This window comes from Rhizobium sp. AN80A (genome assembly GCF_030053015.1).
GTDB classification, from domain to species: Bacteria; Pseudomonadota; Alphaproteobacteria; order Rhizobiales; family Rhizobiaceae; genus Rhizobium; species Rhizobium metallidurans.
This window is the reverse complement of record NZ_JASJPX010000003.1, coordinates 3181746-3204459: the sequence shown is the minus strand read 5'-3', so window position 1 is coordinate 3204459 and position 22714 is coordinate 3181746. Positions and strand designations below refer to the sequence as shown.

Sequence of the window (22714 nt, the reverse complement as noted above, 5' to 3'; positions counted from 1 at the left end):
TCAACTTCGTGAATCGAGCCCGAAACAGCCATCAACACTGGAATGTGGCCTTTCTATATCAGCCAAATCCGTTGACATCATTCGACCCCCCTCTTATCTGTCACGCAACCTCGCGTCCAGAAAAGTTTCCTGGCGTTTCGATACGTGCGCCCGAAATTCGGCCGGGCAGCACTTAAGAAAAGCCCGGGATGAATATTCAGAAAGGACCAGTCGTATGGTCAGCTTTGGCGGTATCGCCCGTAAAATATTTGGCTCTGCCAACGATCGCCGCGTGCGGTCCTTCACGCCGAACGTCGCCTCGATCAATGCGATCGAGGAGAAAACCAAGGCGCTGTCCGACGAGCAGCTCGCCGCCCAGACGGTGGAGTTCCGCAAGCTGCTCGCCGAAGGCAAGACGCTCGACGACATCCTCGTTCCGGCTTTCGCCGTGGTGCGCGAGGCCTCGCGCCGCGTTCTCGGCATGCGACCTTTTGACGTACAGCTGATCGGCGGGATGATCCTGCATTCCAACGCGATCGCGGAAATGAAGACGGGTGAAGGCAAGACGCTCGTCGCGACGCTTCCCGTCTATCTGAACGCGCTGTCGGGCAAGGGCGTCCACGTCGTCACCGTCAACGACTACCTCGCCCAGCGCGACGCGGCCACCATGTCGCGTCTCTATGGCTTCCTCGGCCTGACCACCGGCGTCATCGTCCACGGTCTTTCCGACGAGGAACGCGCCGCGGCCTACAACTGCGACATCACCTACGCGACCAACAACGAGCTCGGCTTCGACTATCTGCGCGATAACATGAAGTACGAAAAAGCCCAGATGGTCCAGCGCGGTCACAATTTCGCGATCGTCGACGAAGTCGACTCGATTCTGGTCGACGAAGCCCGCACTCCGCTGATCATCTCCGGCCCGCTCGACGACCGTTCCGATCTCTACAACACGATCGACGCCTTCATCCCGTTGCTCGTCGAAAGCGATTACGAAATCGACGAGAAGCAGCGCTCCGCCAACTTCTCCGAAGAAGGCACCGAGAAGCTCGAGAACCTGCTTCGCCAGGCCGGCCTCCTGAAGGGCGAGAGCCTCTACGACATCGAGAATGTCGCGATCGTCCACCACGTCAATAACGCGCTGAAGGCCCACAAGCTCTTCCAGCGCGACAAGGACTACATCGTCCGCAACGACGAGATCGTCATCATCGACGAGTTTACCGGCCGCATGATGCCGGGCCGCCGTTACTCGGAAGGCCAGCATCAGGCGCTGGAAGCCAAGGAAAATGTAAAGATCCAGCCTGAGAACCAGACGCTGGCGCAGATCACCTTCCAGAACTACTTCCGCATGTACGACAAGCTCGGCGGCATGACGGGTACGGCGCAGACGGAAGCCGAAGAGTTCGGCAACATCTACAATCTCGACGTCGTCGAGGTGCCGACCAACCTGCCGATCAAGCGTATCGACGAGGACGACGAGGTCTACCGGACCTTCGAGGAGAAGTACAAGGCGATCATCGCCGAGATCGCCGATGCGCAAAAGCGCGGCCAGCCGGTTCTCGTCGGCACGACTTCGATCGAAAAGTCCGAATATCTGGCTGACTTGATGGAGAAGCAGGGCTACAAGAACTTCCAGGTTCTGAACGCCCGCCACCACGAGAAAGAAGCCTACATCGTCTCCCAGGCCGGCGTTCCCGGCTCCGTCACCATCGCCACCAACATGGCGGGTCGCGGTACCGACATCCAGCTCGGCGGCAACCTCGAAATGCGTGTCGAGCGCGAGCTTGGCGAAGTCGAGGCCGGGCCTGAGCGCGAGGCCAGGATCGAGGCGATCCGCGAAGAGATCAAGCAGCTCAAGGAACAGGCGCTGGCCGCCGGCGGCCTCTATGTCATCGCGACGGAGCGCCACGAAAGCCGCCGCATCGACAACCAGCTGCGCGGCCGTTCCGGCCGTCAGGGCGACCCGGGCCGCTCGAAGTTCTACCTTTCGCTTCAGGACGACCTGATGCGCATCTTTGGCTCGGACCGCATGGATTCGATGCTGACCAAGCTCGGTCTCAAGGAAGGCGAGGCAATCGTCCATCCCTGGATCAACAAGGCTCTGGAACGCGCGCAGAAGAAGGTCGAAGCCCGCAACTTCGACATCCGCAAGAATCTGCTCAAGTACGACGACGTTCTGAACGACCAGCGCAAGGTGGTCTTCGAACAGCGCCTCGAGCTGATGGAAGCGACAAACATCTCCGAGACCGTTTCCGACATGCGTCGTGAAGTCATCGAGGAGCTCGTTCAGAAGCACATTCCCGAACACGCCTATGCCGAACAGTGGGATGCCGCGGGCCTGAAGGAGCAGACCAACGCCCTCCTCAACCTCGACCTGCCGATCGAGGACTGGGTCAAGGAAGAAGGCATCGGCGAAGACGATATCCGCGAACGCCTGACGGACGCGGCCAACGCCGTCTTCACGGAAAAGTCCGAACGCTTCGGCGACGACATCATGCATTATGTCGAGCGTTCGATCGTCATGCAGACGCTGGACTCGCTGTGGCGCGAACATATCGTCAATCTCGACCACCTGCGCTCCGTCGTCGGTTTCCGCGGCTATGCCCAGCGCGACCCGCTGCAGGAATACAAGTCGGAAGCCTTCGAGCTCTTCACCTCGCTGCTCAACAACCTCCGCCAGGCCGTCACCGCCCAGATGATGCGTGTCGAGCTGGTGCAGCAGGAGCAACCGCAACCACCGGTCATGCAGGCGCATCACATCGATCCGAATACCGGCGAAGACGAGTTCGGCTCGGTCTACCAGGCATCGGACGTCACCGTCGCACCCGAAAACCGCAACCCCGGCGACCCCGCCACCTGGGGCAAGGTTGGCCGCAACGAGGTCTGCCCCTGCGGTTCGGGCAAGAAGTACAAGCACTGCCACGGTGCCTTCGAACAGGCCTGAAGCCGGTTCGAGCATTGAAATCGAAGCCCTCGCGACAGGCATGTCGCGAGGGCTTTTTCATGCGCGCATTCCGCCGCTTTGTCTCGCCAGCGGTAAAATCCGCCCACAACTTGCAATTTCATGATCCGCCCGGAATTCAGCCGCAAAACAGTCGCTTTGTTCGTCGAGCTTGCGGGCTGAAAGGGACCATCGACCATGACGACAAATTCAACCCATCGCCCGAGAGATTCCCGCCCGCGCATCGCCATTCTGTTCGGCGGCCGTTCCCCCGAACACGACGTCTCCATCTTGTCGGCCGCCAACGTCGTCGCGGCCCTCGACGCCGACCGCTACGACGTGCTGCCGATCTTCGTGACCAGGGAGGGACATTGGCTGCTTCTGCCCAAGGGTACGGCGCCTTCGGCGGCGGCCAGGGTCGAGGAAGCGGTCGAGGTCAGCCTTGTTCCCGGCGGCCACGGCCGCATGCTCGCCATACCCCAGGGCGCGCAGCCCTATGAAGTGTCCGCGATCGACGTTCTCTTTCCCGTGCTGCATGGAATGCACGGCGAGGATGGTTCGGTCCAGGGGCTGGCATCCGTTGCCCGTGTGCCGCTCGCAGGCTGCGGGCTGCTCGGATCGGTCACCGCCATCGACAAGGACATCGCCAAGCGGCTGCTGCGGGATGCCGGGCTGCCCGTGGCGAAAGCGCTCTGCATCCAGCAGGACAGCGTGCCCTCCTTCGACGCCGCCGCGCGCGAACTCGGCCTGCCGCTCTTCATCAAGCCCGCCCGCCAGGGCTCTTCGGTCGGCGTCAGCAAGGTGAAGACTCAAGAGGACTTCGCCGCCGCCCTCGCGGAAGGTTTCAGGCATGACGGCAAGCTGCTCGCCGAGGAGTTCATCGCCGGCCGCGAGATCGAGTTCAGCGTGCTCGAGCACGCGAACGGCGACATCACCGTCTCGCTGCCTGGCGAGATCGCGCCGGCCGAAAGCCACGGTTTCTACAGCTACGAAGCGAAATATGTCGACGAGGCCGGTGCGGCGCTGCGCGTGCCGGCGCAGCTGCCGAAGGCGATCGAGGACCGACTGCGCCGGACCGCGCGCCAGGCCTTCAAGGCGCTCGGCTGCGACGGCATGGCCCGCGTCGACTTCTTCCTGATGCCCGACATGACCTTCGTCGTCAACGAACTCAACACCATCCCCGGCTTCACCAATATCAGCATGTACGCCAAGGCGATGGCGGCATCGGGCGTCGGCTATGCCGAGGTCCTCGATGTCCTGATCGACAGGGCGCTTGCGCGCGGCGGCGGCTAAGGCTTCGGACTGGGGACGGGTTAAGCCGCGGCATCCCGGCACAACCGTTTCTTAACCGTGTCATGCCACTACTCTAGGCACGATTTGCCAGAGAGTTTTGCGTGTCCATTATGGCGGTCATCGAGACGGCGGAGAAGATGCTACCGGCGAGCCTGCGTCCTGCGGGCGGTCGCCTGCTTCGCATGCTCGGCGATATCATGACCCGGCGTGGCGAGAAGGCCGCCGCCCAGCGCATGGCGCTCACCGCCTTCCTGATCCGCATCGTCAGCGCCGCCCTTGCCTTCCTCGCGCAGATCGTGCTCGCGCGCATGATGGGCGAATACGAATACGGCATCTTCGTCTTCGTCTGGGTGCTGATCGTCCTCTTCGGCGACCTCTCCTGCCTCGGCTTTCAAACCGTCATCGTCCGCTACCTGCCGCAGTACAAGGCATCCGGCGCCTTCGAGGAAATCCGCGGGCTGACCGGCACGGCCCGGCTGTTCGGCCTTCTGTCTGGGACCGCCATGCTCGCCATCGGCATGATTGGCCTCTATCTCTTCGGCGACCGCATCCAGGGCTACTATGTCGTGCCGATCTTCCTCGGGCTCCTCGCCATGCCGATGATCGCGCTCGGCGACATCCTGGAAGGCACCTCGCGCGCCAACCACTGGCCGGTCATGGCGCTGAGCCCCATCTACATCATCCGCCCGGTCCTGATCATCGTCTGCATGCTGATCGCCATCGGTCTTGGCGCCCCGCGCACGGCCGTCACCGCCATGCAGGCGGCGCTGGTCGCCACGTACCTGACCGCGCTCGGCCAGTATGTGGCCACCCTCATCCGCCTGCGCCGGCATTATCGTCACGGCCCGAGCAAGACCGATTTCCTGAGCTGGCTAAGCGTTGCCTTCCCGATCTTCCTGATCGAGGGCGTCAGCTTCCTGCTCACCAATTCCGATGTCGTCGTCGTCGGCATTTTCCTGGCGCCGCACGAGGTCGCCATCTACTTCGCCGCCGCCAAGACGATGGCACTCGTCCATTTCATCAACTTCTCGGTCAAGGCGGCGTCCGGGCCGCGCTTTTCCAGCATCATCGCCGAGGGCACCCGCGCCGAGCTCGCCGCCGCTGCCTTCGACGCCGCGCGATGGACCTTCTGGCCGGCACTGGCGGTCGGCCTTGTCGTCCTGGCATCGGGACACCTTCTGCTGTCGCTCTTCGGCGGCGCCTTCACGGCCGGTTACGTGCTGATGGCGATCCTTCTGACCGGCATTCTCGCCAAGGCGCTGGTCGGCCCGGCCGAGACGCTGCTGATGATGGCCGGAAAGCAGAACATCTGCGTCGCGGTCTATGCCGGGGCGCTGACGGCCAACATCACCCTCAACGTTCTCCTCATTCCCTATTTCGGCATCGAGGGCGCGGCGATCGCCACGGCCTCCGCCATGGGCGTCGAGGCCGTGCTTTTGCATCTCGCCGTGCGCCGCACGCTCGGCATCGCCCTCTTCGCCTTCGCCAGACCGGCCAGCGCCGGCAACGACATGGAAGCCTGACAGCATGGTGCGCAATCCTCCCGGAACCCAGACCACCGACGCGACCACCAACCGCATGGTCCACGAGCTGGCATCGCTGGAATTCGGCATGCCGCAGGCCGAAGCCCGCGTCGAGATCGGCCGCCCCGGCCGCGAACTCTGCGTCTACTCGGGCAAGCTCGGCTACGACCTGCAGGACGAACTGGATTTTCTCTCCAACCGCGCGCTGGAGCCGAATGTCTTCTTCACCGGCCGCTTCCTGGCGCCGGCCATGCCGCGCCTCGACGACCGCGAGGTCAACTTCGCGCTGCTGCGCGACCACAACGAGACCCGCAGCCGCCTGCGCGTGCTGATGCCGTTCTCGATCGAGAAGCCGGGTTTCGCCGTCGGTCCCTCGATCATCCGCGTTTGGGCCAACAGCTTCGCGCCGCTGGGCACGCCGCTGCTCGACGGCGAGGATGCCGCCGAAACGCTCGACAACCTGCTCGATGGCCTGACCGCCCGCGACCTGCGCATGCCCGGCATCCTGGTGCTGCCAGACCTGCGGCTGAACGGCATCTTCGCCCGCATGATCCGCGCCGTCGCCATCGGCCGCAACCTGCCGATCACGACCACCAACCCCTATCTGCGCCCGATGCTGCAGAGCGACGAGGACGCCGTCGCCTATCTGCGCCAGTCGGTCTCCTCTTCGCACATGCGCGAGATGCGCCGGCAATGGCGACTGCTCGAGGAAAAGGGTACCGTCGTCTACAACGTCGCCCGTCAGCCGCGCGACATCCATATGCGCTTCGAGGAGTTCCTGGCGCTCGAAGCCGGCGGCTGGAAGGGCAAGAAGCGCAGCGCCCTCGTCACCGACCGTCTGCACATGGCTTTTGCCCGTGAGGCGATCTCCAACCTTGCCGCCGTCGACGCCGTGCGTATCCACTCGATCGACTTCAACGGAAAATCCATCGCCTCCACCGTCGTCCTGATGATGGGCGGCGAGGCCTATACCTGGAAGACCGCCTATGACGAGGCCTACGCCCGCTACTCGCCGGGCAAGCTCCTGATGGGCGAACTCACCGAATGGCACCTCGACGACGCCAACATCGTCCGCTCTGACTCTTGCGCCGTCCCCGACCATCCGATCATGAGCCGCTTCTGGCAGGAACGCGAGGAAATGGGCACCGTCGTCATCGGCCTCAACCAGAACGCCGACCGCGACGTCCGCCAAGTGGCCACCCAGCTCCACCTCTACAGCAGCACGCGCAATGTCGCGAAGATGCTGCGGCAGAAGATCATGTCGCTGGCTGGGCGGGGGTGAGGTGTGAGGCCTCGAGAGCGGCCCCATCTGGTGTCGACCGTAAGCCGTCGTTGACGTCGTGCCGTGCGATACCCCCCTTTGCCCTGCCGGGCATCTCCCCCACAAGTGGGGAGATTGGCTGGGCGCGCCCGCTCGCTCCTGCCTCAACGTTTGGCGACGAGCTCTCCACGAGTCGATCTCCCCCTTGTGGGGGAGATGTCCGGCAGGACAGAGGGGGGTATCACACGGCACAAGCTGAATGACGAAAAAGCCAGGAAGAACGCGGCAGGATATAAGAACTCACACCCAACCACACCACAAAACCCCGCGCCGGAGACCTCTCCGCGACGGCATGGCAGGATGGGAATGGGCAGGCAACGTTTGGTATAGAGTAGGATTGTCAGGCAATATCGCCTGCCCGATCATATCGAGGCGTCCGGATATCCAGGCCGACAGGAGCGTCTCTCGGCCTTTCGCTTCCGGATGGATGGGAGATCCTGACGACCCGATCATCCACCTTTCAACAACCATCACCGGACGCCGGGCTTGCGCCCAGATGTGTCAGATCCGGTTCGCGACCCGGCTCCCTGTCCAATGACGTCATCAGTATGGGAGCAACGATTGCGGCGGGGATGGATGGGGAAAATCGAATAAGCAAGTGGCTGATATCAAGGCGATTTCTTTCACCGCGCAAGATTATTATCCCCACACTACCCCTCCGCCACCGCCCGCTCCCGCAGCATCCGCCGGATCACCTTGCCCGACGTCGTCAGCGGCAGCGCGTCGACGAACGCCACCTCGCGCGGATATTCGTGCATCGACAGCCGCATCTTGACCCAGTCGCGGATCTCCGCCGCCAGCGCGTCGCTTGCCGCAAATCCTGGCGCCAAAACCACGTAAGCCTTGACGATCTCGGTGCGCAACGCATCGGGCTTGCCCACCGCCGCCGCCATCTGCACGGCCGGATGACCGGTCAGGCAGTCCTCGATCTCGGCCGGGCCGATGCGGTAGCCGGATGAGGTGATGACGTCGTCGTCGCGGCCGAGGAAGGTGATGTAGCCGTCTTCGTCCTGCCGGCCGAGATCGCCGGTCAGCAACCAGTCTCCGGCGAATTTGCGCGCGGTCGCCTCCTCGTCGTTCCAATAGCCGAGAAACATCACCGGATCGGGCCGCGCGATCGCGATCTGTCCCACAGTGCCCGAAGGCAGCACCGCACCGGTCTCATCAACGATCGCCACCCTATGCCCCGGCACCGCTTTGCCGATCGCCCCCGGCTTGCTCACGCCAAGCGCGGCATTCGACGACAGCACGAAATTGCACTCCGTCTGCCCGTAGAATTCGTTGACATTGATGCCGAGCGTGCGGCTTGCCCAATCATGCGTCTCCGCCCCCAGCGCCTCGCCGGCGGCGCCGATGGTGCGCAGCTTGAGATCGTATCGCTGGCGCGGATCGGGCACCGATTTCATCAGCCGCAAGGCCGTCGGCGGAATGAAGCCGTTGCGCACCTTCATCTCGGCCATGATCCTGTAGGCCATGTCGGCATCGAACTTTTGCGCCGGCGACGAGACCACGGGCACGCCGAGCATCAGGCTCGGAAGCAGCGCGTTGAGCAGCCCACCCGCCCATGCCCAATCCGATGGCGTCCACATCCGGTCGCCCGGTTGCGGAAAATTCTCGTGCGCGAACTGGATGCCCGGAATATGCCCGGCCAGCACCCTGTGCCCATGCAGCGCTCCCTTCGGCGCACCTGTCGTGCCCGAGGTGAAGATCATCAGCGCCGGCTCGTCCGGCCCGGTCGGCGGCACGTCGAAACTGGGTGAATTGCGCTCGACAAGGCTGCCGAAGGAGACGACGTCGGCCTTGTCGTCAGAAGCATCGACGCTGATCACCGTCTTGAGGTCCGGCAGCCGGTCGCGGATCGCATGGATACGCTCAAGCCCGAAAGCGTTGGTCACGACAGCGGCCGCGCCGGATGTTTTCAGCCGATATTCCAGCGCCTCGACACCGAACAGCAGCGCCAGCGGCACCGCAATCGCGCCCATCTTGTAGATCGCCATATGGGCGATCACCGTCTCGAAGGATTGCGGCAGAAGCAGCGCCACCCCATCGCCTTTTGCGAGACCGAGCGCGACGAGCCCATTGGCAAGAGAGGCAGAGCGCGCCGCAAGCGCGCCATAGCTCAGCGAAAGATGATCACCATCCGGGCTGAAGTGCTGAAGACAGATCCGCTCCGGCTCGCGCGCCGCCCAATCGTCCGAACACACGCGGCCGATGTTGAAATCCTCGGGGATCGTCCAGGCGAAATCGCGGTAGAGATCGTCATAGCGAGCGCGCGGCGGCAGCTTCATGGGCGCAGGATCATCGGTGGGGTCTCGGGGCAAGAGTCCGGTTATGCTGCAGCAGCTAACACCGTGGACGCGGCTCACGCAAGCGTGAAGCCCGATCGCCCTTCTCACCCCGGGGAACGCATGGTTGTTTGTTGCCGCCGCTGCCAATCTGCAGGTCACCGCCCTAGATAGGGGTAGCGCCAGGGTTTCTTTTCTCATCACGGAGCGATTTCATGGAATACGTCAAATTCGGCGGCACCGGCCTCGAAGTCTCGAAGATCTGCCTGGGCTGCATGACCTTCGGGGAGCCCGGCCGTGGCAATCACAGCTGGACGCAGGCCGAGGAGCCGAGCCGCGCGCTGATCAGGCAGGCGCTCGAAGCCGGCATCAACTTCCTCGACACCGCCAACACCTATTCCGACGGTTCATCCGAGGAAATCGTCGGCCGCGCGATAAGAGATTTTTCGCGCCGCGACGAGATCGTGCTCGCCACCAAGGTGTTCAACCGCATGCGCCCGGGCGCCAATGGCGCCGGCCTGTCGCGCAAGGCGATCTTCGACGAGATCGACAACAGCCTGCGCCGCCTCGGCACCGATTATGTCGACCTCTACCAGATCCACCGCTTCGATCCGACCACGCCGATCGAAGAGACGCTGGAGGCGCTGCATGACGTGGTGAAATCCGGCAAGGCGCGTTATATCGGCGCGTCCTCCATGCATGCCTGGCAGTTCGCCAAGATGATCTACACATCAAGGGCCAATGGCTGGACGCCCTTCGTCAGCATGCAGGACCACCTGAACCTGCTCTACCGCGAGGAAGAGCGCGAGATGCTGCCCTTCTGCCAGGACCAGAAGATCGCCGTCATTCCCTGGAGCCCGCTGGCGCGCGGCCGGCTGACGCGCGACTATGACGAGAAGACCGCCCGCAGCGAGACGGACGAGTTCGGCAAGACGCTCTACCAGCAGGCCGAGGACGCGGACCGCGCCATCATCGGCGTTGTCGGCGATCTCGCCAGAAAGCACGGCGTCTCCCGCGCCCAGATCGCCACCGCCTGGATCCTGCAGAAGAGCGCCGTCACCGCCCCGATCATCGGCGCCTCGAAATCAGGCCACATCGACGATGCCGTCGGCGCGCTTTCGATCAAGCTTTCGGCCGAGGATGTCGCTGCACTCGAAGAGCCCTACGTGCCGCACCGCGTCGAGGGCTTCAAGTAACGCGGACAAGGTGCGGCTATTTTTTAGCCGGCGAAAGAGCGTCGCGCGTCGTGAACAGGAAACTGTCGGATAGCTCGCGGCTCTCCACCGCGCGCGCCAAAATCACCGCCCCCATCATCGCCGACAGCGTCGTGAACCCCTTGGCGCGGCGCTCTTCGGCGCTGTCGCCGGGCACGATCCCGGACAGGATATCGACCAGCGCGGACAGCCCGTCGTTAAAGGTCGAACGCACAGCACCTTGGCTGCGGCTCACCTCCTGCACCAGCGAGGCGAAGACGCAGCTGCCGCCTGGATCGTCGACGCTGCAACGCGAAAGATAGTGCTTGAGGAGCGCATCGAGCTGCGCGTCCGGCGCGCCTGCAATGATCTCGTTCCAGCGGACCTTCACCCGCTCGATCAGCGCCCGGCTGACTTCGAGCGCCAGATCCTCCTTCGACTGGAAATGCCCGTAGAAGCCGCCATGGGTCAGCCCGGCGGCCTTCATGATCTCGGCCACGCCGGTGGATTCGAACCCTTTTTCGCGAAACAGCACGCCGGCGACGCCAAGGATCTTCTCCCGGTTTTCAGCGAATTTCTCCCGGCTGACACGCATTAAAATCTCCAAAAAACACCGCTTGACATTTTATATGACGTCCATCATCAATAATCAACAATGATGATGACCATCATCTAAATATTTGCATTAGCCTTCCGGCAGCCCCCGAACGGAACAACCCCCATGGTCTCCACTGCACTTGCCTCCACGCTGGCGCGGCGCAACATCCATTACGGATGGGTCGTCGTCGCCGCCACCTTTCTCACCATGCTGGTCACGGCCGGCGCCATGGGCGCGCCGGGCGTGCTGATCAAGCCGCTGCAGGACGAGTTCGGCTGGGAGACGTCGCAGATCTCCTCGGCGCTCGCCGTTCGCCTGCTGCTCTTCGGGCTGATGGGCCCCTTCTCCGCCGCCTTCATGAACTATTTCGGCGTCCGCAAGGTCATCGTCTTCGCCATGGTCCTGATTTCCAGCGGCTTCGTCGGCTCGCTGTTCATGACCGAGATCTGGCAGCTGCTGTTGCTCTGGGGCATCGTCGTCGGCCTCGGCACCGGCCTGACCGCCATGGTACTGGCCGCCACCGTATCGGCCCGCTGGTTCACCAAGCACCGCGGCCTCGTCGTCGGCATGCTGTCGGCGAGCTCCGCCACCGGCCAGCTGGTCTTCCTGCCCTTGATGGCGCAGCTCACCGAGAGTTACGGCTGGCGCGCGACGGTCTTCTTCGTCTGCGGCATGATCCTCCTTGCCGCCCTCGTCGTGCTCGCCTTCATGCGCGACCGACCCTCCGACCTCAACCTCCCCTCCTTCGGCGAGGAGCACGTCACCCCGCCGCCGGCACGCACGGGCGGCCTCCTCACCATGCTGGCCGCACCGATCGTGGTGCTCAGGGAAATCTCGAAAACCTCGACCTTCTGGATCCTGTTCGCCACCTTCTTCATCTGCGGCCTGAGCACCAACGGCCTGATCCAGACCCATTTCGTCACGCTCTGCGGCGATTTCGGCATCCTGCCGGTGGCCGCCGCCAGCGTGCTCGCCGTCATGGGCATCTTCGATTTCTTCGGCACGATCGGCTCCGGCTGGCTGTCCGACCGCTTCGACAATCGCTGGCTGCTCTTCTGGTATTACGGCCTGCGCGGCCTCTCGCTGCTCTACCTTCCATTCAGCGATTTCTCCTTCTACGGCCTGTCGATCTTCGCCGTTTTCTACGGCCTCGACTGGATCGCCACCGTGCCCCCGACGGTCAAGCTCGCCGCCGAGCGCTTCGGGAAGGAGAAGGTCGGCATCGTCTTCGGCTGGGTCTTCACAGGCCACCAGCTGGGCGCCGCCACCGCCGCTTATGGCGCCGGCCTGTCGCGCACCGAGCTGCAGAGCTATCTGCCCGCCTTCTTCATCGCCGGTGCCTTCTGCCTGCTCGCCTCGATCCTGGCGATCACGCTGAAGAAATCCGGCCTCGCCGCCCCGGCCGCCTCCGCCGCCCACTGACGGCCCCTTTCCGGCCGAAGCCTCCGGCCGGAAGCCCCGCGAAATCAGCCCGATAACTTCGCCCGCCGTCTTGCGCGCGCGGGCGAACGCATGCTAGAGACCCGCCTCGTCGGTATCCGTTGCCCCATTGGCGGAATTGGTAGACGCGCTCGACTCAAAATCGAGTTTCGAAAGAAGTGCTGGTTCGACTCCGGCATGGGGCACCACTGGACTTCCCGTTACCGCCGGGCCTTTGCGTTTTACTGTTATCTGAAGTTGAAACCGGTCATCGCCCTATTACGCGTGGCGCTCCCGAGGCTCACGCGGCAGGCTCATGGCCCGATTGTCAAAAAGCAGGCGCGGGAACGGCTCCCTCACGCTCTCCGCCTCCTCATACATAGCTCACTTTAAATCAGCGGTTTAATTTCCTCCGCACTTCGGTCAAAGTGCCCGCTCTCGAAAAGGAGACCACACCAGCGTGCCGCACGAAGTCCCGCTCATCGCCACCATTGCCGTCAGCTTCGGGTTCGCGGCGATCCTCGGCTATCTCGCCGATCGCCTGCAGCTGCCGCCGCTGGTGGGCTATCTGCTGGCCGGGATCCTGATGGGGCCGATCACGCCGGGCTTCGTGGCCGATACCGGTCTTGCCAGCCAGCTGGCCGAGATCGGGGTGATCCTCCTGATGTTCGGCGTCGGGCTGCATTTCTCGGCGCGTGACCTGCTCGCCGTGCGCGGCGTCGCCATCCCCGGCGCGATCGCGCAGATTGTCCTGGCGACCGTGCTCGGCGTCGCCATGGCGGAATGGTGGGGCTGGAGCCTGGGCGCCGGCATCGTCTTCGGGCTCAGCCTGTCGGTCGCCAGCACCGTCGTGCTCCTGAAGGCGCTGGAGGAACGAAATCTGGTCAACGCAGCCAGCGGCCGCGTCGCCGTCGGCTGGCTGATCGTCGAGGATCTGGCCATGGTGCTGGCGCTGGTGCTGCTGCCGGCGCTGGCCGAACTGCTTGGCGGCAGTGCCCCTGGCGCCGATGGCGGCATGCCCTTGCTGCTGACGATCGCGCTCACCCTTCTGAAGGTCGGCGCCTTCGCCGCCATGGCGATCTTCCTGGGCCCCAAGGTCGTGCCGTGGCTCCTGATCCGCGTTGCCCGCACCGGCTCGCGCGAGCTCTTCACCCTGACGGTTCTGGCGCTGGCGCTTGGCATCGCCTTCGGTTCGGCGCAGATTTTCGGCGTGTCCTTCGCGCTCGGCGCCTTCTTCGCCGGCGTGGTCATGAGCGAATCCAGCCTCAGCCACCGCGCCGCCGCCGATTCCCTGCCGTTGCAGAACGCGTTTTCGGTTCTGTTCTTCGTGTCGGTCGGCATGCTGTTCGATCCGTCGATCATCGTGCGCCAGCCGCTCGGCGTGCTCTCGGCCCTGCTCCTGATCATCGTCGGCAAGGCGATCATCTCCTTCGTCGTCGTCACATTGCTGCGCTATCCCATCGGCATGGGCCTGACGGTGGCGGGGGGCCTCGCGCAGATCGGCGAATTCTCCTTCATTCTCGCCGGCCTCGGGGTGACGCTCGGCCTGCTGCCGACCGATGGCCAGGACATCATCCTGGCGAGCGCCATCATCTCGATCACCCTCAACCCGCTGGTTTGCGCCGGCGCCGAAGCGCTGCACCAATATGTCCAGCGCCGCTGGCCGCAAAGCGTCCGCCACGGCCACGCCAATTTCGATCTCCTCAACGACGAACTCGACAAGATCCGCGCCATCACCGAAGCGCGCGAACACCAGCACCAGCTGGAGATGCGTGAGCTCAGCGAGACCTTCCCGCTGTTTGCCAATGTCGACGAGAACTCGCAGGAAGAGCTGCTCCTGCTGTTCCGCCCGAAATCGGCGCTTCCGGGCGAGCGTGTCATGCGCAAGGGCGATCGTGGCGGCGGCATGTACTTCCTGTCGGCGGGTGCCGTCGAAGTACAGCTTCCCGACGATGCGATCCGGCTGGAACCCGGCGCCTTCTTCGGCGAGATGGCGCTGTTGAGCGGCGGCCGCCGCAACGCCGACGTGGTCGCGGTCGACTTCTGCCATTTCTTCGTACTGGAACGGCGTGATTTCAACATGTTCACATCAAAGCACCCGGCGCTGCGCCAGATGGTCAGCGAGATGGCGCGTGAACGCACCGAGATGAACGTCATGCGCCAGAAGCGCGTCCCCTCGTCCGGCGTCGTCTCCTGATCCGGCGGATGATCATCACAGTTTTTTGCCGCACTGCCGCATGACTGACACAGCAGGCATTTACAGGCGCATGTCAGCCCCATAAAGCTGGCGCAGGCAACCTGAAAGGACCAGAATGCTTCGCAGATTGTATGACTGGACCATGTCGCTGGCAGCGCGCAAATCGGCCGAAGTCTGGCTTGCCATCATCGCCTTCGTCGAAAGCTCCGTCTTTCTGGTACCCGCCGATGTGCTCTACGTGCCGATGGCGCTGGCCAAGCCCGAGCGCGCCTATCGCTACGCGGTGGTTGCCACCACCGCCTCGGTGCTCGGCGGCATAGCCGGCTGGGCGCTCGGCTATTACGCCTATGACACCATCGCCCGACCGATCCTCGAATTCTACGGCAAGCTCGACGCCTTCGAGCAGCTCAGGGTCTTCATTCAGGGTCAGTGGGAAATCGTGCTGCTGATGCTGGTCACCTCGGGGCTTGCGCATCTGCCGCCGATCAAGGTGGTGACGATCCTTGCCGGCGTGGTTCAGATGAACCTCGGCTTCTTCATCATCTCGGCCATCGTCGCCCGTGGCGCGCGCTTCCTTTTCCTCGCCTGGCTGCTGCGCCGCTATGGCGAATCGATCCGCCACTTCATCGAAAAGCGCCTCGGCCAGATCACCGCGATCGTCGCCGGCCTGCTGATCGTGCTCGGCGTCGGCTACAAGCTGCTTGCCTAGTGACCATCCACCAAGCCAAAGCCCCCATGCGTTACCTGCCCGGAGCCCCCGCATGACTGCCTCTTTCTCTGTTCGCCGTCCCACCTTCCTCTATTCCGTCCTGCTTGCGGTCGGCATGGCTGCCGTCATCGGCTCCGCGCTCGGCTTCCAGTATATCGGCGGCTATATCCCCTGCGAGCTCTGCCTGCTGCAGCGTCAGCCCTATTATTACGGCATCCCGCTCGTCCTCATCGGCGCGCTGACCGCGGCCTTCGGCCTGCCCAACTGGATCGGCCGCACGCTGCTGCTGGCCGGCGGCCTGCTGATGGTTGTGGGCGCTGGCATGGGCGTTTATCACGCCGGCGTCGAATGGGGTTTCTGGGCTGGTCCCACCGCCTGCTCGACGAGCGCCGGCAGCATGACGAAGAACGCCAGCGACCTCCTGACCGAACTCAACACCATCAAGGGACCGTCCTGCACCGAGGCGGCGCTGCGCGTGCTTGGCCTGTCTATGGCTGGATGGAACGTCGTCGCGAGCCTCATCCTGGCTGCCTTCGCCTTTATCGGCGTGCGCAAGTCGGCCTGATCGGTCCGCCGCGAAGCGGTCCTGACCGGAGGCGATCTCGACAAAGGTCAGGGCTGCAGTTCGCTATCCCAGTAGAGATAGTCGAGCCAGCTGTCGTGCAGATAGTTCGGCGGGAAGAGCCGGCCATTGTTGTGCAGGTCCTGCACGGTCGGCTGGTAGGGCTTCTGATGCGGGAACATGCCTGCCTGTTTCGGGAGCTTGCTGCCCTTCCTGAGATTGCAGGGAGAGCAGGCCGCCACGACATTCTGCCACGTCGTCTCGCCGCCATGGGCGCGCGGAATGACGTGATCGAAGGTCAGATCCTCGTGCTGGCCGCAATACTGGCACTCGAACTTGTCGCGAAGGAACACGTTGAAGCGCGTGAAGGCCGGGTTGCGAGAGGGCTGCACGTAGGTTTTCAGGCATACGACGCTCGGAAGCCGCATCGAATAGCTCGGCGAGGAGACCGAATGTTCGTATTCCGCGATGATATTCACACGGTCAAGAAAGACCGCCTTGATCGCGTCCTGCCAGGACCAGAGCGACAAGGGATAATAGCTCAGCGGCCGATAGTCAGCGTTCAGAACGAGCGCTGGCAGGGCCTGAGGTGAAACAGCAATCGTCAAGGCACTCTCCTGATCGATTCGGCATCTGCACTCTTATATTAGGCCGGTTGTGACGGCATTGTGAAGTCCAATAAATTCAAGCCACACAATGGCATTTGTATGTGTTGCCGTTCAGCCGACCGGAACCAGGCCACGTCCCAGTTTCGCTGCATAATACGCCCAGAAAAGCCGCGCGGCCACCGATCTCCACGGCGCCCACTCCGCTGCTATCAGGGCCAGCGCGCGCGTCGTCGGCCGCTGGTCGAGACCGAAGGCGGCAGCCACCGCGTTCTGCAGCGCCACGTCGCCGGATGGAAAGACGTCGGCATGGCCACCGCAAAACATCAGATACACCTCCGCCGTCCATGGCCCGACGCCCTTCAGCGCCGTCAGCGCCGCCAGGGCCTCCCGTGGGGGCAGGCCGGAAAGCGCCTGCAGATCGAGCCCGCCGGAGGAAACCGCCTCCGCGATCCGTGTCAGCGTCTCCGCCTTGGCGCGCGAAAGACCGACCTCGCGCCATGCCTCGGGGTGAAGACCTGCATAGGCCTCGGCCGTCAGCGCGGCATCGCCGGGCCGCAGCCTGCGCCAGATCGCCTCGGCACTCGCCCGCGACACCATCTGCGACACGATGATATGGGCCAGCCCCTCGAAGCCGGGCTCCCGCAACCTGAGAGGAAGCGGACCGGCATCGGCTGCGATCGAAACAAGGCGCGGGTCGATGACGACCAGCTCGGCCAATCCCTGGGCCACGTCCCCGTCGGTGCGAATGATATGCACGCTTCCTCGCGATAATCAAAAATACGTGGCAAAAGAAAGCATGATCGCGATTCCCCGTCAAAAGCCCGTCTTCCGTTTTGCCCCGAGCCCAAATGGCCCGCTGCATCTCGGCCACGCCTTGTCGGCCTTTCTCAACCGCGACATGGCCGACGCCGCCGACGGGCGCTTCCTGCTGCGCATCGAAGACATAGATCTCACCCGCTGCACACCCGAATTCGAAGAGGGCATCTACGCCGACCTCGAATGGCTCGGCATCGGCTGGGAAGACCAGGTGCGCCGGCAGTCGGAGCATTTCGACGCCTATCACGCGGCACTGGCCGGCCTGATCGACCGTAGCCTTGCCTACCCCGCCTTCCTCACCCGCGGCGAGGTCAAGGCCAGGGTCGCGGCGTCGGAGGCGGCAGGCATCGCATGGCCGCGCGATCCCGATGGCTCTCCGCTCTACCCCGCCGATGACCGCGACCGCCCCTCGGGCGAGCGGCAGGCGATGCTCTCCTCCGGCCAGAAGCACGCCTGGCGGTTGGATATGGCAAAAGCGCTCGACCTGGTCGGCGGGCAGCTCTCATGGCGGGAAACAGGAGACGGCGAACGGGGCGCCATCACCGCCGACCCCTCGTCATGGGGGGATGTCGTGCTGTCGCGCTCGGACGCGCCGTCGAGCTATCACCTTTCCGTGACGATCGACGACGCGCTGCAGGGCGTCACCCATGTCGTGCGCGGTCTCGATCTCTTTCACGCGACATCGGTGCATCGCGTCCTGCAGACGCTGCTCGCGCTCCCGGCGCCGATCTATCACCACCACCGCCTCGTGACCGACGCGACCGGCCGCAAGCTGTCGAAAAGCAGCGGCGATACGGGGCTTTCAGACCTAAGATCCCGAGGCGTCGCGGCGCACGATATTCGCCACCTCGTCGGGCTTTGACGGCTTCTGGCCCTGACCCTGGCCGCTCAGGAAATTGTGCGAGAAGATCGCCCGCACCCGGAATTTCAGGAGTGCCGCGTTGAGTTCGGCGCCGATGATGAAGATCACGCCGATCATGTAGAGAAAGATCAGCACGATCATGACCGATGCCAGGCCGGCATAGGTGGCGGCGTAGTTGGCGAAGGTTGCCAGGTAATAGGCGAAGATCAGCGCGCCGATGAACCAGAGAATAAGCGTCAAAAGCACGCCCGGCACGACATCGAGCACCCGCCGCCGTCCCGCCGGAAGCCACAGATGCACGACCAGCAGCCCGACCGTCAGCACGAACAGCGTGCCGTAGATACGCCAGTTGAAGACGATGTCGAGCGTGTCGGCGAACAGCGGAAACCATTGCCGGGCATAGTCGAGCGCCAGCGGCACCGCCACAAGCAGGATGCTGATCGCCGCGAAGATCGTCACCGCGATCATCACGAAGCCGAGACTGGCGAGGCGGGTGAAATACCATGGCCGCGTTTCCTGCACGCGGTAGGCGCGGTTGAGGGATATGCGCAGCGCCTCGACCCCGTTGGAGGCGAAGTAGGCGGCGGCCAGCACCGAGATCGTCAGGAGCCCGCCGCGCGGCACGGTCAGCACCAGGAGCACCTGGTCGGCGAGCGGCTTGGCGATCTCCTCCGGCCAGGTGTCGAAGACGAGATGAACGGCCGTCATGGAAAACTGGTCGGCGCCGAGGAAATTGGCGAGCGCGGTACCGAAGATCAGGAAGGGAAAGACGGCGAGAAGCGTCGAAAGCGCGACATGGCTTGCCATGGCGAAGCCGTCATCTTCGAGGAAATGCCAGATCGCATCGTAAAGCACATCATACAAGATGCGAAAAAGTTTCGGCATTCCGGCTCCCGGCATTCCTCATTGTGTCGCCCGATCGAATATGGGAAACGAGTCCTAGTTTGTACAGGAATCATTCCATGTCGGATCAACGCACTATCATCATTACCGGATGTTCGTCCGGCATCGGTGCTTATTGTGCCCGTGCGTTGAAAAAGACGGCTGGCGCGTCTTCGCCACCGTCAGGAAGGTCGACGATCTGGCGCCGCTTCAGGCCGACGGCATCGAAGCCTTCCGCATGGATTACACCAGCACCGATTCGATCGCCGATTTCGTCCGCGAGGTCACCGAGCTCAGCGGCGGCCGCATCGACGCGCTCTTCAACAACGGCGCCTATGGCCAGCCGGGCGCCGTCGAGGACCTGACGACCGACGTGCTGCGCGAGCAGTTCGAAACCAACTTCTTCGGCTGGCACGAACTGACACGTCGGATCATTCCGCTGATGCGCAAGCGCGGGCGCGGGCGCATCGTCCAGTGCTCGTCCATTCTGGGTGTCGTGCCCTACCGCTATCGCGGCGCCTACACCGCCTCGAAATTCGCGCTCGAAGGCTTGAGCATCACGCTCCGCATGGAGCTCGAAGGCAGCGGCATCCATGTCAGCCTGATCGAGCCCGGCCCGATCGCCTCGCGCTTCGTCGCCAATTCGCTTTTGAAGATCAACGAGCATATCGATATCGGGGGCTCGGCGCATGTCGTGGATTACCGCCGCCAGCTGGCAAGGCTCGATGGCTCCGGCCCCGCCAATCGCCACAAGCTTGGCCCCGATGCCGTCTACGATGTCCTGAAGCACGCGTTGAGCGCCCCACGTCCGCGACCACATTACCCAGTGACGCGGCCGGCCAAGCAGGGCATGCTTTTGAAAAAGCTCTTGCCCGCGGACCTCTTCTACCGGCTGCTGCGCAGGTTCGATTGAGGAGGAGGAAAACCAATGTCATCTGTCGTCTACGTTCTCGCCATCATCGTGATGGGCCTTGTCGCCATCGTTCTCATCCGTGGCCTTTTCAACATGATGAAGGGCGGCGACGCCAACCTGTCCAACAAGCTGATGCAGCTGCGCGTGCTCCTGCAGGCGGTCGCCGTGCTGCTGATCATGCTGACGCTGTGGCTGACCGGCGGCGGTCGCCCCAGCTGATCACCCCCGGCCGATCACAGAGGAGGAGATAAAGCATGGTCAAGCTCAACAAGATCTACACCAAGACGGGCGACGACGGCACGACCGGGCTGGTCGCCGGCCCGCGCCGGCTGAAGGACGACTTGCGAGTCGAGGCCTTCGGCACCATCGACGAGGCCAATTCGGCGATCGGCATCGCCCGGCTGCACATGCAGGGCCAGCCTCATACGGACATGCCCGAGCTCGATGCCATGCTGATGTCGATCCAGAACGACCTCTTCGATCTCGGCGCCGATCTCGCCACGCCCGACACCGGGACGCCGCCGGAATACGAGCCGCTGCGCATCATCGAAAGCCAGGTGACGCGGATCGAAAACGACATCGACAAGCTGAACGCCGATCTGCAGCCGCTCAGATCCTTCGTGCTGCCGGGCGGCCACCCCGCCGCGGCCCACCTGCATCTGGCCCGCACCATCACACGCCGTGCCGAAAGATTGATGGTGACGCTGTCGCGCAGCGAGGACGAGATCGTCAGCGCCGCGGCGTTGAAATACGTCAACCGCCTCTCCGATTTCCTCTTCGTCGCCGCCCGCCATGCCAATGATCGCGGCCGCCAGGATGTGCTTTGGGTTCCCGGAAAAAACCGCTAGGCTCCTGAATTGACCGATATCAGGCAACTGGACCGCCGGCCCATATGTTCATACCGCTGCACGATGCCAACACACTGAAGCATATCAAGCTGCAATGGGTGACGATGGGGCTGATCGCGATCAACGTCGTCGTCTGGCTGTTCACCGGCGTCATCGCCACGGAATCGGTAGCACAGGCGGCCTTCGTCGGCCTCGGCTATATCCCGGCCGTCGCCTTCCACTACGCCTACCTTGAACCGGCGCTATCAATCACGCCCGAGCCGCTGACCTATGTCAGCTACTCCTTCGTCCATTCCGGCTTCTGGCACCTCGCCTCCAACATGCTCTTTCTCTGGGTCTTCGGCGACAATGTCGAGGATGCGATGGGCCATATCCGCTTCCTCGTCTTCTATCTCCTTTGCGCCATGGCGGGCGCGCTGGTGCATGGGCTGATCGGCATGACCTCGCAGGCCCCGCTGATCGGCGCGTCCGGCGCCATATCGGGTGTGGTCGCCGCCTATCTGATGCTGCATCCGCGCGTGAAGGTCTGGGTGCTGGTCTTCATGCGCGTGCCGTTGCCGCTTCCCGCCTTCGTGCCGCTCATTCTCTGGACCGGCCAGCAATTCGTCATGCTGGCGCTCGAGCCCGATGGCAACGTCTCCTGGGGCGCCCATGTCGGCGGCATTGTCGCCGGCGCTCTTCTGGTGCTCGTCATGCGCCGCCGCGGAGTACCGCTCTTCGACAGGGAAGTGGTGATGCCGAGAGCCGTGCGCGACCGCCCGACGCCCAATCCCGCCATGATCACCCTCCCCGGCCAGCCACCCCGGCCGCGCCTGCCGTGGGACAAATGACATCGAAGAATTTGACGTGAACGTAAGCGTAATATAATCGTCATGGAATTTGTCTGTCTGCGCCATGCAAGCGTTGTCTTTGGAGGAAAAACGCGTATCCATGTCGCCATTCGACAATCGGAGCGGCGCGGAAACGCGCATTTTCTTGGTGAAAGAGTTGAAGGAAGGACCCCATGAAGATTCTCGTCCCCGTCAAGCGGGTGGTTGACTACAACGTGAAGATCCGGGTGAAGCCGGATGGCACGGGCGTCGAACTGGCCAACATCAAGATGTCGATGAACCCCTTCGACGAGATTTCGGTGGAAGAGGCGCTTCGCCTGAAGGAAGCCGGCAAGGCCGAGGAAGTGATCGTGGTCTCGATCGGTCCCGCGAAAGCCGAGGAGACGCTGCGCACGGCGCTCGCCATGGGTGCCGACCGCGCCATCCTGGTCGAGACCGACGATGCCGTCGAGCCGCTCGCCGTCGCCAAGATCCTGAAGGGCGTCGCCGACGCCGAACAGCCCGGCCTCGTGATCGTCGGCAAGCAGGCGATCGATGACGACTCGAACCAGACCGGCCAGATGCTGGCGGCCCTCTTGGGCACCGCGCAGGCCACCTTCGCCTCGAAGATCGAGATCGACTCTGCTGGCCCAGGGGGCAAGGCAACCGTGACTCGCGAAGTCGACGGCGGCCTGCAGACCATCGACGTCAAGTTGCCCGCGGTCGTCACCACCGACCTGCGCCTCAACGAGCCGCGCTACGCTTCGCTGCCCAACATCATGAAGGCGAAGAAGAAGCCGCTCGACAAGAAGAGCCCCGCTGATTTCGGCGTTTCCACCGCACCGAAGCTCAAGGTGCTGAAGACCGAGGAGCCCTCCGGCCGCAAGGCAGGCGTCAAGGTCGCATCGGTCGCCGAGCTCGTCGAAAAGCTCAAATCCGCTGGCGTCCTCTAAGGT

19 protein-coding genes, 1 tRNA gene and 1 pseudogene are annotated in these 22714 nt (G+C 63.5%); 16 read left to right on the top strand and 5 right to left on the bottom strand.

The genetic code is table 11. The annotated features are described in order from the left end of the window. Positions 1–214 precede the first annotated feature (214 nt). The 4 genes from secA (at position 215) to P3R82_RS27420 (ending at position 7018) form a co-directional block, all read left to right on the top strand. Positions 215–2923 (top strand): preprotein translocase subunit SecA, encoded by a 2709-nt coding sequence (secA, locus tag P3R82_RS27435; RefSeq protein WP_283196049.1) that lies wholly within the window; start codon positions 215–217, stop codon positions 2921–2923. 195 nt (positions 2924–3118) lie between these two features. Then, positions 3119–4213, top strand: a complete 1095-nt coding sequence (locus tag P3R82_RS27430; RefSeq protein ID WP_283196048.1) for a D-alanine--D-alanine ligase family protein — start codon at positions 3119–3121, stop codon at positions 4211–4213. Positions 4214–4323: 110 nt separating this feature from the next. Beyond that, positions 4324–5736, top strand: coding sequence for an oligosaccharide flippase family protein (locus tag P3R82_RS27425; protein WP_283196437.1), 1413 nt, complete (start codon positions 4324–4326; stop codon positions 5734–5736). Between the two features lie 4 nt (positions 5737–5740). Continuing rightward, complete coding sequence (locus tag P3R82_RS27420) at positions 5741–7018, top strand: GNAT family N-acetyltransferase (RefSeq protein ID WP_283196047.1); 1278 nt, start codon at positions 5741–5743, stop codon at positions 7016–7018. A 689-nt stretch (positions 7019–7707) separates the two neighbouring features. Here the strand turns inward: P3R82_RS27420 and P3R82_RS27415 are convergent. Then, complete coding sequence (locus tag P3R82_RS27415; RefSeq protein ID WP_283196046.1) at positions 7708–9345, bottom strand: AMP-binding protein; 1638 nt, start codon at positions 9343–9345, stop codon at positions 7708–7710. Between the two features lie 212 nt (positions 9346–9557). On the opposite strand from P3R82_RS27415, the gene P3R82_RS27410 reads away from it, so the two are divergent. After that, a complete protein-coding gene (locus P3R82_RS27410; RefSeq protein WP_283196045.1) occupies positions 9558–10538 on the top strand; it encodes an aldo/keto reductase in 981 nt (326 codons plus the stop codon). Between the two features lie 16 nt (positions 10539–10554). Here P3R82_RS27410 and P3R82_RS27405 read toward each other — a convergent pair whose 3' ends face one another. Continuing rightward, positions 10555–11130 carry a TetR/AcrR family transcriptional regulator gene (locus P3R82_RS27405; protein ID WP_283196044.1) on the bottom strand — a complete coding sequence of 192 codons (576 nt, stop codon included), beginning with the start codon at positions 11128–11130 and terminating at the stop codon, positions 10555–10557. 126 nt (positions 11131–11256) lie between these two features. On the opposite strand from P3R82_RS27405, the gene P3R82_RS27400 reads away from it, so the two are divergent. From P3R82_RS27400 to P3R82_RS27380, 5 genes are all read left to right on the top strand, one after another. Further along, a complete protein-coding gene (locus P3R82_RS27400) occupies positions 11257–12555 on the top strand; it encodes an MFS transporter (RefSeq protein WP_283196043.1) in 1299 nt (432 codons plus the stop codon). A 121-nt stretch (positions 12556–12676) separates the two neighbouring features. After that, a tRNA-Leu gene (locus tag P3R82_RS27395) sits at positions 12677–12761 on the top strand. 251 nt (positions 12762–13012) lie between these two features. Then, on the top strand, positions 13013–14749 hold the full coding sequence (locus P3R82_RS27390) for a cation:proton antiporter (RefSeq protein ID WP_283196042.1): 1737 nt from the start codon (positions 13013–13015) through the stop codon (positions 14747–14749). 115 nt (positions 14750–14864) lie between these two features. Next, on the top strand, positions 14865–15458 hold the full coding sequence (locus tag P3R82_RS27385) for a YqaA family protein (protein WP_283196041.1): 594 nt from the start codon (positions 14865–14867) through the stop codon (positions 15456–15458). A gap of 52 nt (positions 15459–15510) precedes the next feature. Next, entirely contained in the window at positions 15511–16023 is a 513-nt protein-coding gene (locus tag P3R82_RS27380) for a disulfide bond formation protein B (RefSeq protein WP_283196040.1), read from the top strand. A 47-nt stretch (positions 16024–16070) separates the two neighbouring features. On the opposite strand, the gene P3R82_RS27375 is transcribed toward P3R82_RS27380, so the two are convergent. Next, positions 16071–16628 carry an HNH endonuclease gene (locus P3R82_RS27375; RefSeq protein ID WP_183901763.1) on the bottom strand — a complete coding sequence of 186 codons (558 nt, stop codon included), beginning with the start codon at positions 16626–16628 and terminating at the stop codon, positions 16071–16073. A gap of 111 nt (positions 16629–16739) precedes the next feature. Beyond that, positions 16740–17384, bottom strand: a complete 645-nt coding sequence (locus P3R82_RS27370; RefSeq protein WP_283196039.1) for a DNA-3-methyladenine glycosylase — start codon at positions 17382–17384, stop codon at positions 16740–16742. Positions 17385–17424: 40 nt separating this feature from the next. Here P3R82_RS27370 and gluQRS point away from each other — a divergent pair, with 40 nt between their 5' ends. After that, positions 17425–18306 carry a tRNA glutamyl-Q(34) synthetase GluQRS gene (gene gluQRS, locus P3R82_RS27365; protein WP_283196038.1) on the top strand — a complete coding sequence of 294 codons (882 nt, stop codon included), beginning with the start codon at positions 17425–17427 and terminating at the stop codon, positions 18304–18306. On the opposite strand, the gene P3R82_RS27360 is transcribed toward gluQRS, so the two are convergent. Next, positions 18253–19191, bottom strand: a complete 939-nt coding sequence (locus P3R82_RS27360) for a YihY/virulence factor BrkB family protein (RefSeq protein ID WP_183901766.1) — start codon at positions 19189–19191, stop codon at positions 18253–18255. The two genes, gluQRS and P3R82_RS27360, sit on opposite strands and share 54 nt — an antisense overlap. A 77-nt stretch (positions 19192–19268) precedes the next feature. Here P3R82_RS27360 and P3R82_RS27355 point away from each other — a divergent pair. From P3R82_RS27355 to P3R82_RS27335, 5 genes and pseudogenes are all read left to right on the top strand, one after another. Beyond that, positions 19269–20101, top strand: a pseudogene (locus P3R82_RS27355) (SDR family oxidoreductase). A 15-nt stretch (positions 20102–20116) separates the two neighbouring features. After that, positions 20117–20320 (top strand): twin transmembrane helix small protein, encoded by a 204-nt coding sequence (locus P3R82_RS27350; RefSeq protein ID WP_183901768.1) that lies wholly within the window; start codon positions 20117–20119, stop codon positions 20318–20320. 35 nt (positions 20321–20355) lie between these two features. Continuing rightward, positions 20356–20949: a cob(I)yrinic acid a,c-diamide adenosyltransferase gene (locus tag P3R82_RS27345; protein WP_283196037.1), complete on the top strand. Its 594-nt coding sequence runs from the start codon at positions 20356–20358 to the stop codon at positions 20947–20949. A 44-nt stretch (positions 20950–20993) separates the two neighbouring features. Further along, on the top strand, positions 20994–21779 hold the full coding sequence (locus P3R82_RS27340; protein ID WP_283196036.1) for a rhomboid family intramembrane serine protease: 786 nt from the start codon (positions 20994–20996) through the stop codon (positions 21777–21779). Positions 21780–21952: 173 nt separating this feature from the next. Then, on the top strand, positions 21953–22711 hold the full coding sequence (locus tag P3R82_RS27335; RefSeq protein WP_283196035.1) for an electron transfer flavoprotein subunit beta/FixA family protein: 759 nt from the start codon (positions 21953–21955) through the stop codon (positions 22709–22711). Positions 22712–22714: the final 3 nt, after the last annotated feature.

Excerpts from the sequence above, each read along its gene's own strand:
- secA (WP_283196049.1), top strand. The coding sequence starts at position 215 with ATGGTCAGCTTTGGCGGTATCGCCCGTAAAATATTTGGCTCTGCCAAC.
- P3R82_RS27430 (WP_283196048.1), top strand. The coding sequence starts at position 3,119 with ATGACGACAAATTCAACCCATCGCCCGAGAGATTCCCGCCCGCGCATC.
- P3R82_RS27425 (WP_283196437.1), top strand. The coding sequence starts at position 4,324 with ATGGCGGTCATCGAGACGGCGGAGAAGATGCTACCGGCGAGCCTGCGT.
- P3R82_RS27420 (WP_283196047.1), top strand. The coding sequence starts at position 5,741 with ATGGTGCGCAATCCTCCCGGAACCCAGACCACCGACGCGACCACCAAC.
- P3R82_RS27415 (WP_283196046.1), bottom strand. The coding sequence starts at position 9,345 with ATGAAGCTGCCGCCGCGCGCTCGCTATGACGATCTCTACCGCGATTTC.
- P3R82_RS27410 (WP_283196045.1), top strand. The coding sequence starts at position 9,558 with ATGGAATACGTCAAATTCGGCGGCACCGGCCTCGAAGTCTCGAAGATC.
- P3R82_RS27405 (WP_283196044.1), bottom strand. The coding sequence starts at position 11,130 with ATGCGTGTCAGCCGGGAGAAATTCGCTGAAAACCGGGAGAAGATCCTT.
- P3R82_RS27400 (WP_283196043.1), top strand. The coding sequence starts at position 11,257 with ATGGTCTCCACTGCACTTGCCTCCACGCTGGCGCGGCGCAACATCCAT.
- P3R82_RS27385 (WP_283196041.1), top strand. The coding sequence starts at position 14,865 with ATGCTTCGCAGATTGTATGACTGGACCATGTCGCTGGCAGCGCGCAAA.
- P3R82_RS27380 (WP_283196040.1), top strand. The coding sequence starts at position 15,511 with ATGACTGCCTCTTTCTCTGTTCGCCGTCCCACCTTCCTCTATTCCGTC.
- gluQRS (WP_283196038.1), top strand. The coding sequence starts at position 17,425 with ATGATCGCGATTCCCCGTCAAAAGCCCGTCTTCCGTTTTGCCCCGAGC.
- P3R82_RS27360 (WP_183901766.1), bottom strand. The coding sequence starts at position 19,191 with ATGCCGAAACTTTTTCGCATCTTGTATGATGTGCTTTACGATGCGATC.
- P3R82_RS27350 (WP_183901768.1), top strand. The coding sequence starts at position 20,117 with ATGTCATCTGTCGTCTACGTTCTCGCCATCATCGTGATGGGCCTTGTC.
- P3R82_RS27345 (WP_283196037.1), top strand. The coding sequence starts at position 20,356 with ATGGTCAAGCTCAACAAGATCTACACCAAGACGGGCGACGACGGCACG.
- P3R82_RS27340 (WP_283196036.1), top strand. The coding sequence starts at position 20,994 with ATGTTCATACCGCTGCACGATGCCAACACACTGAAGCATATCAAGCTG.
- P3R82_RS27335 (WP_283196035.1), top strand. The coding sequence starts at position 21,953 with ATGAAGATTCTCGTCCCCGTCAAGCGGGTGGTTGACTACAACGTGAAG.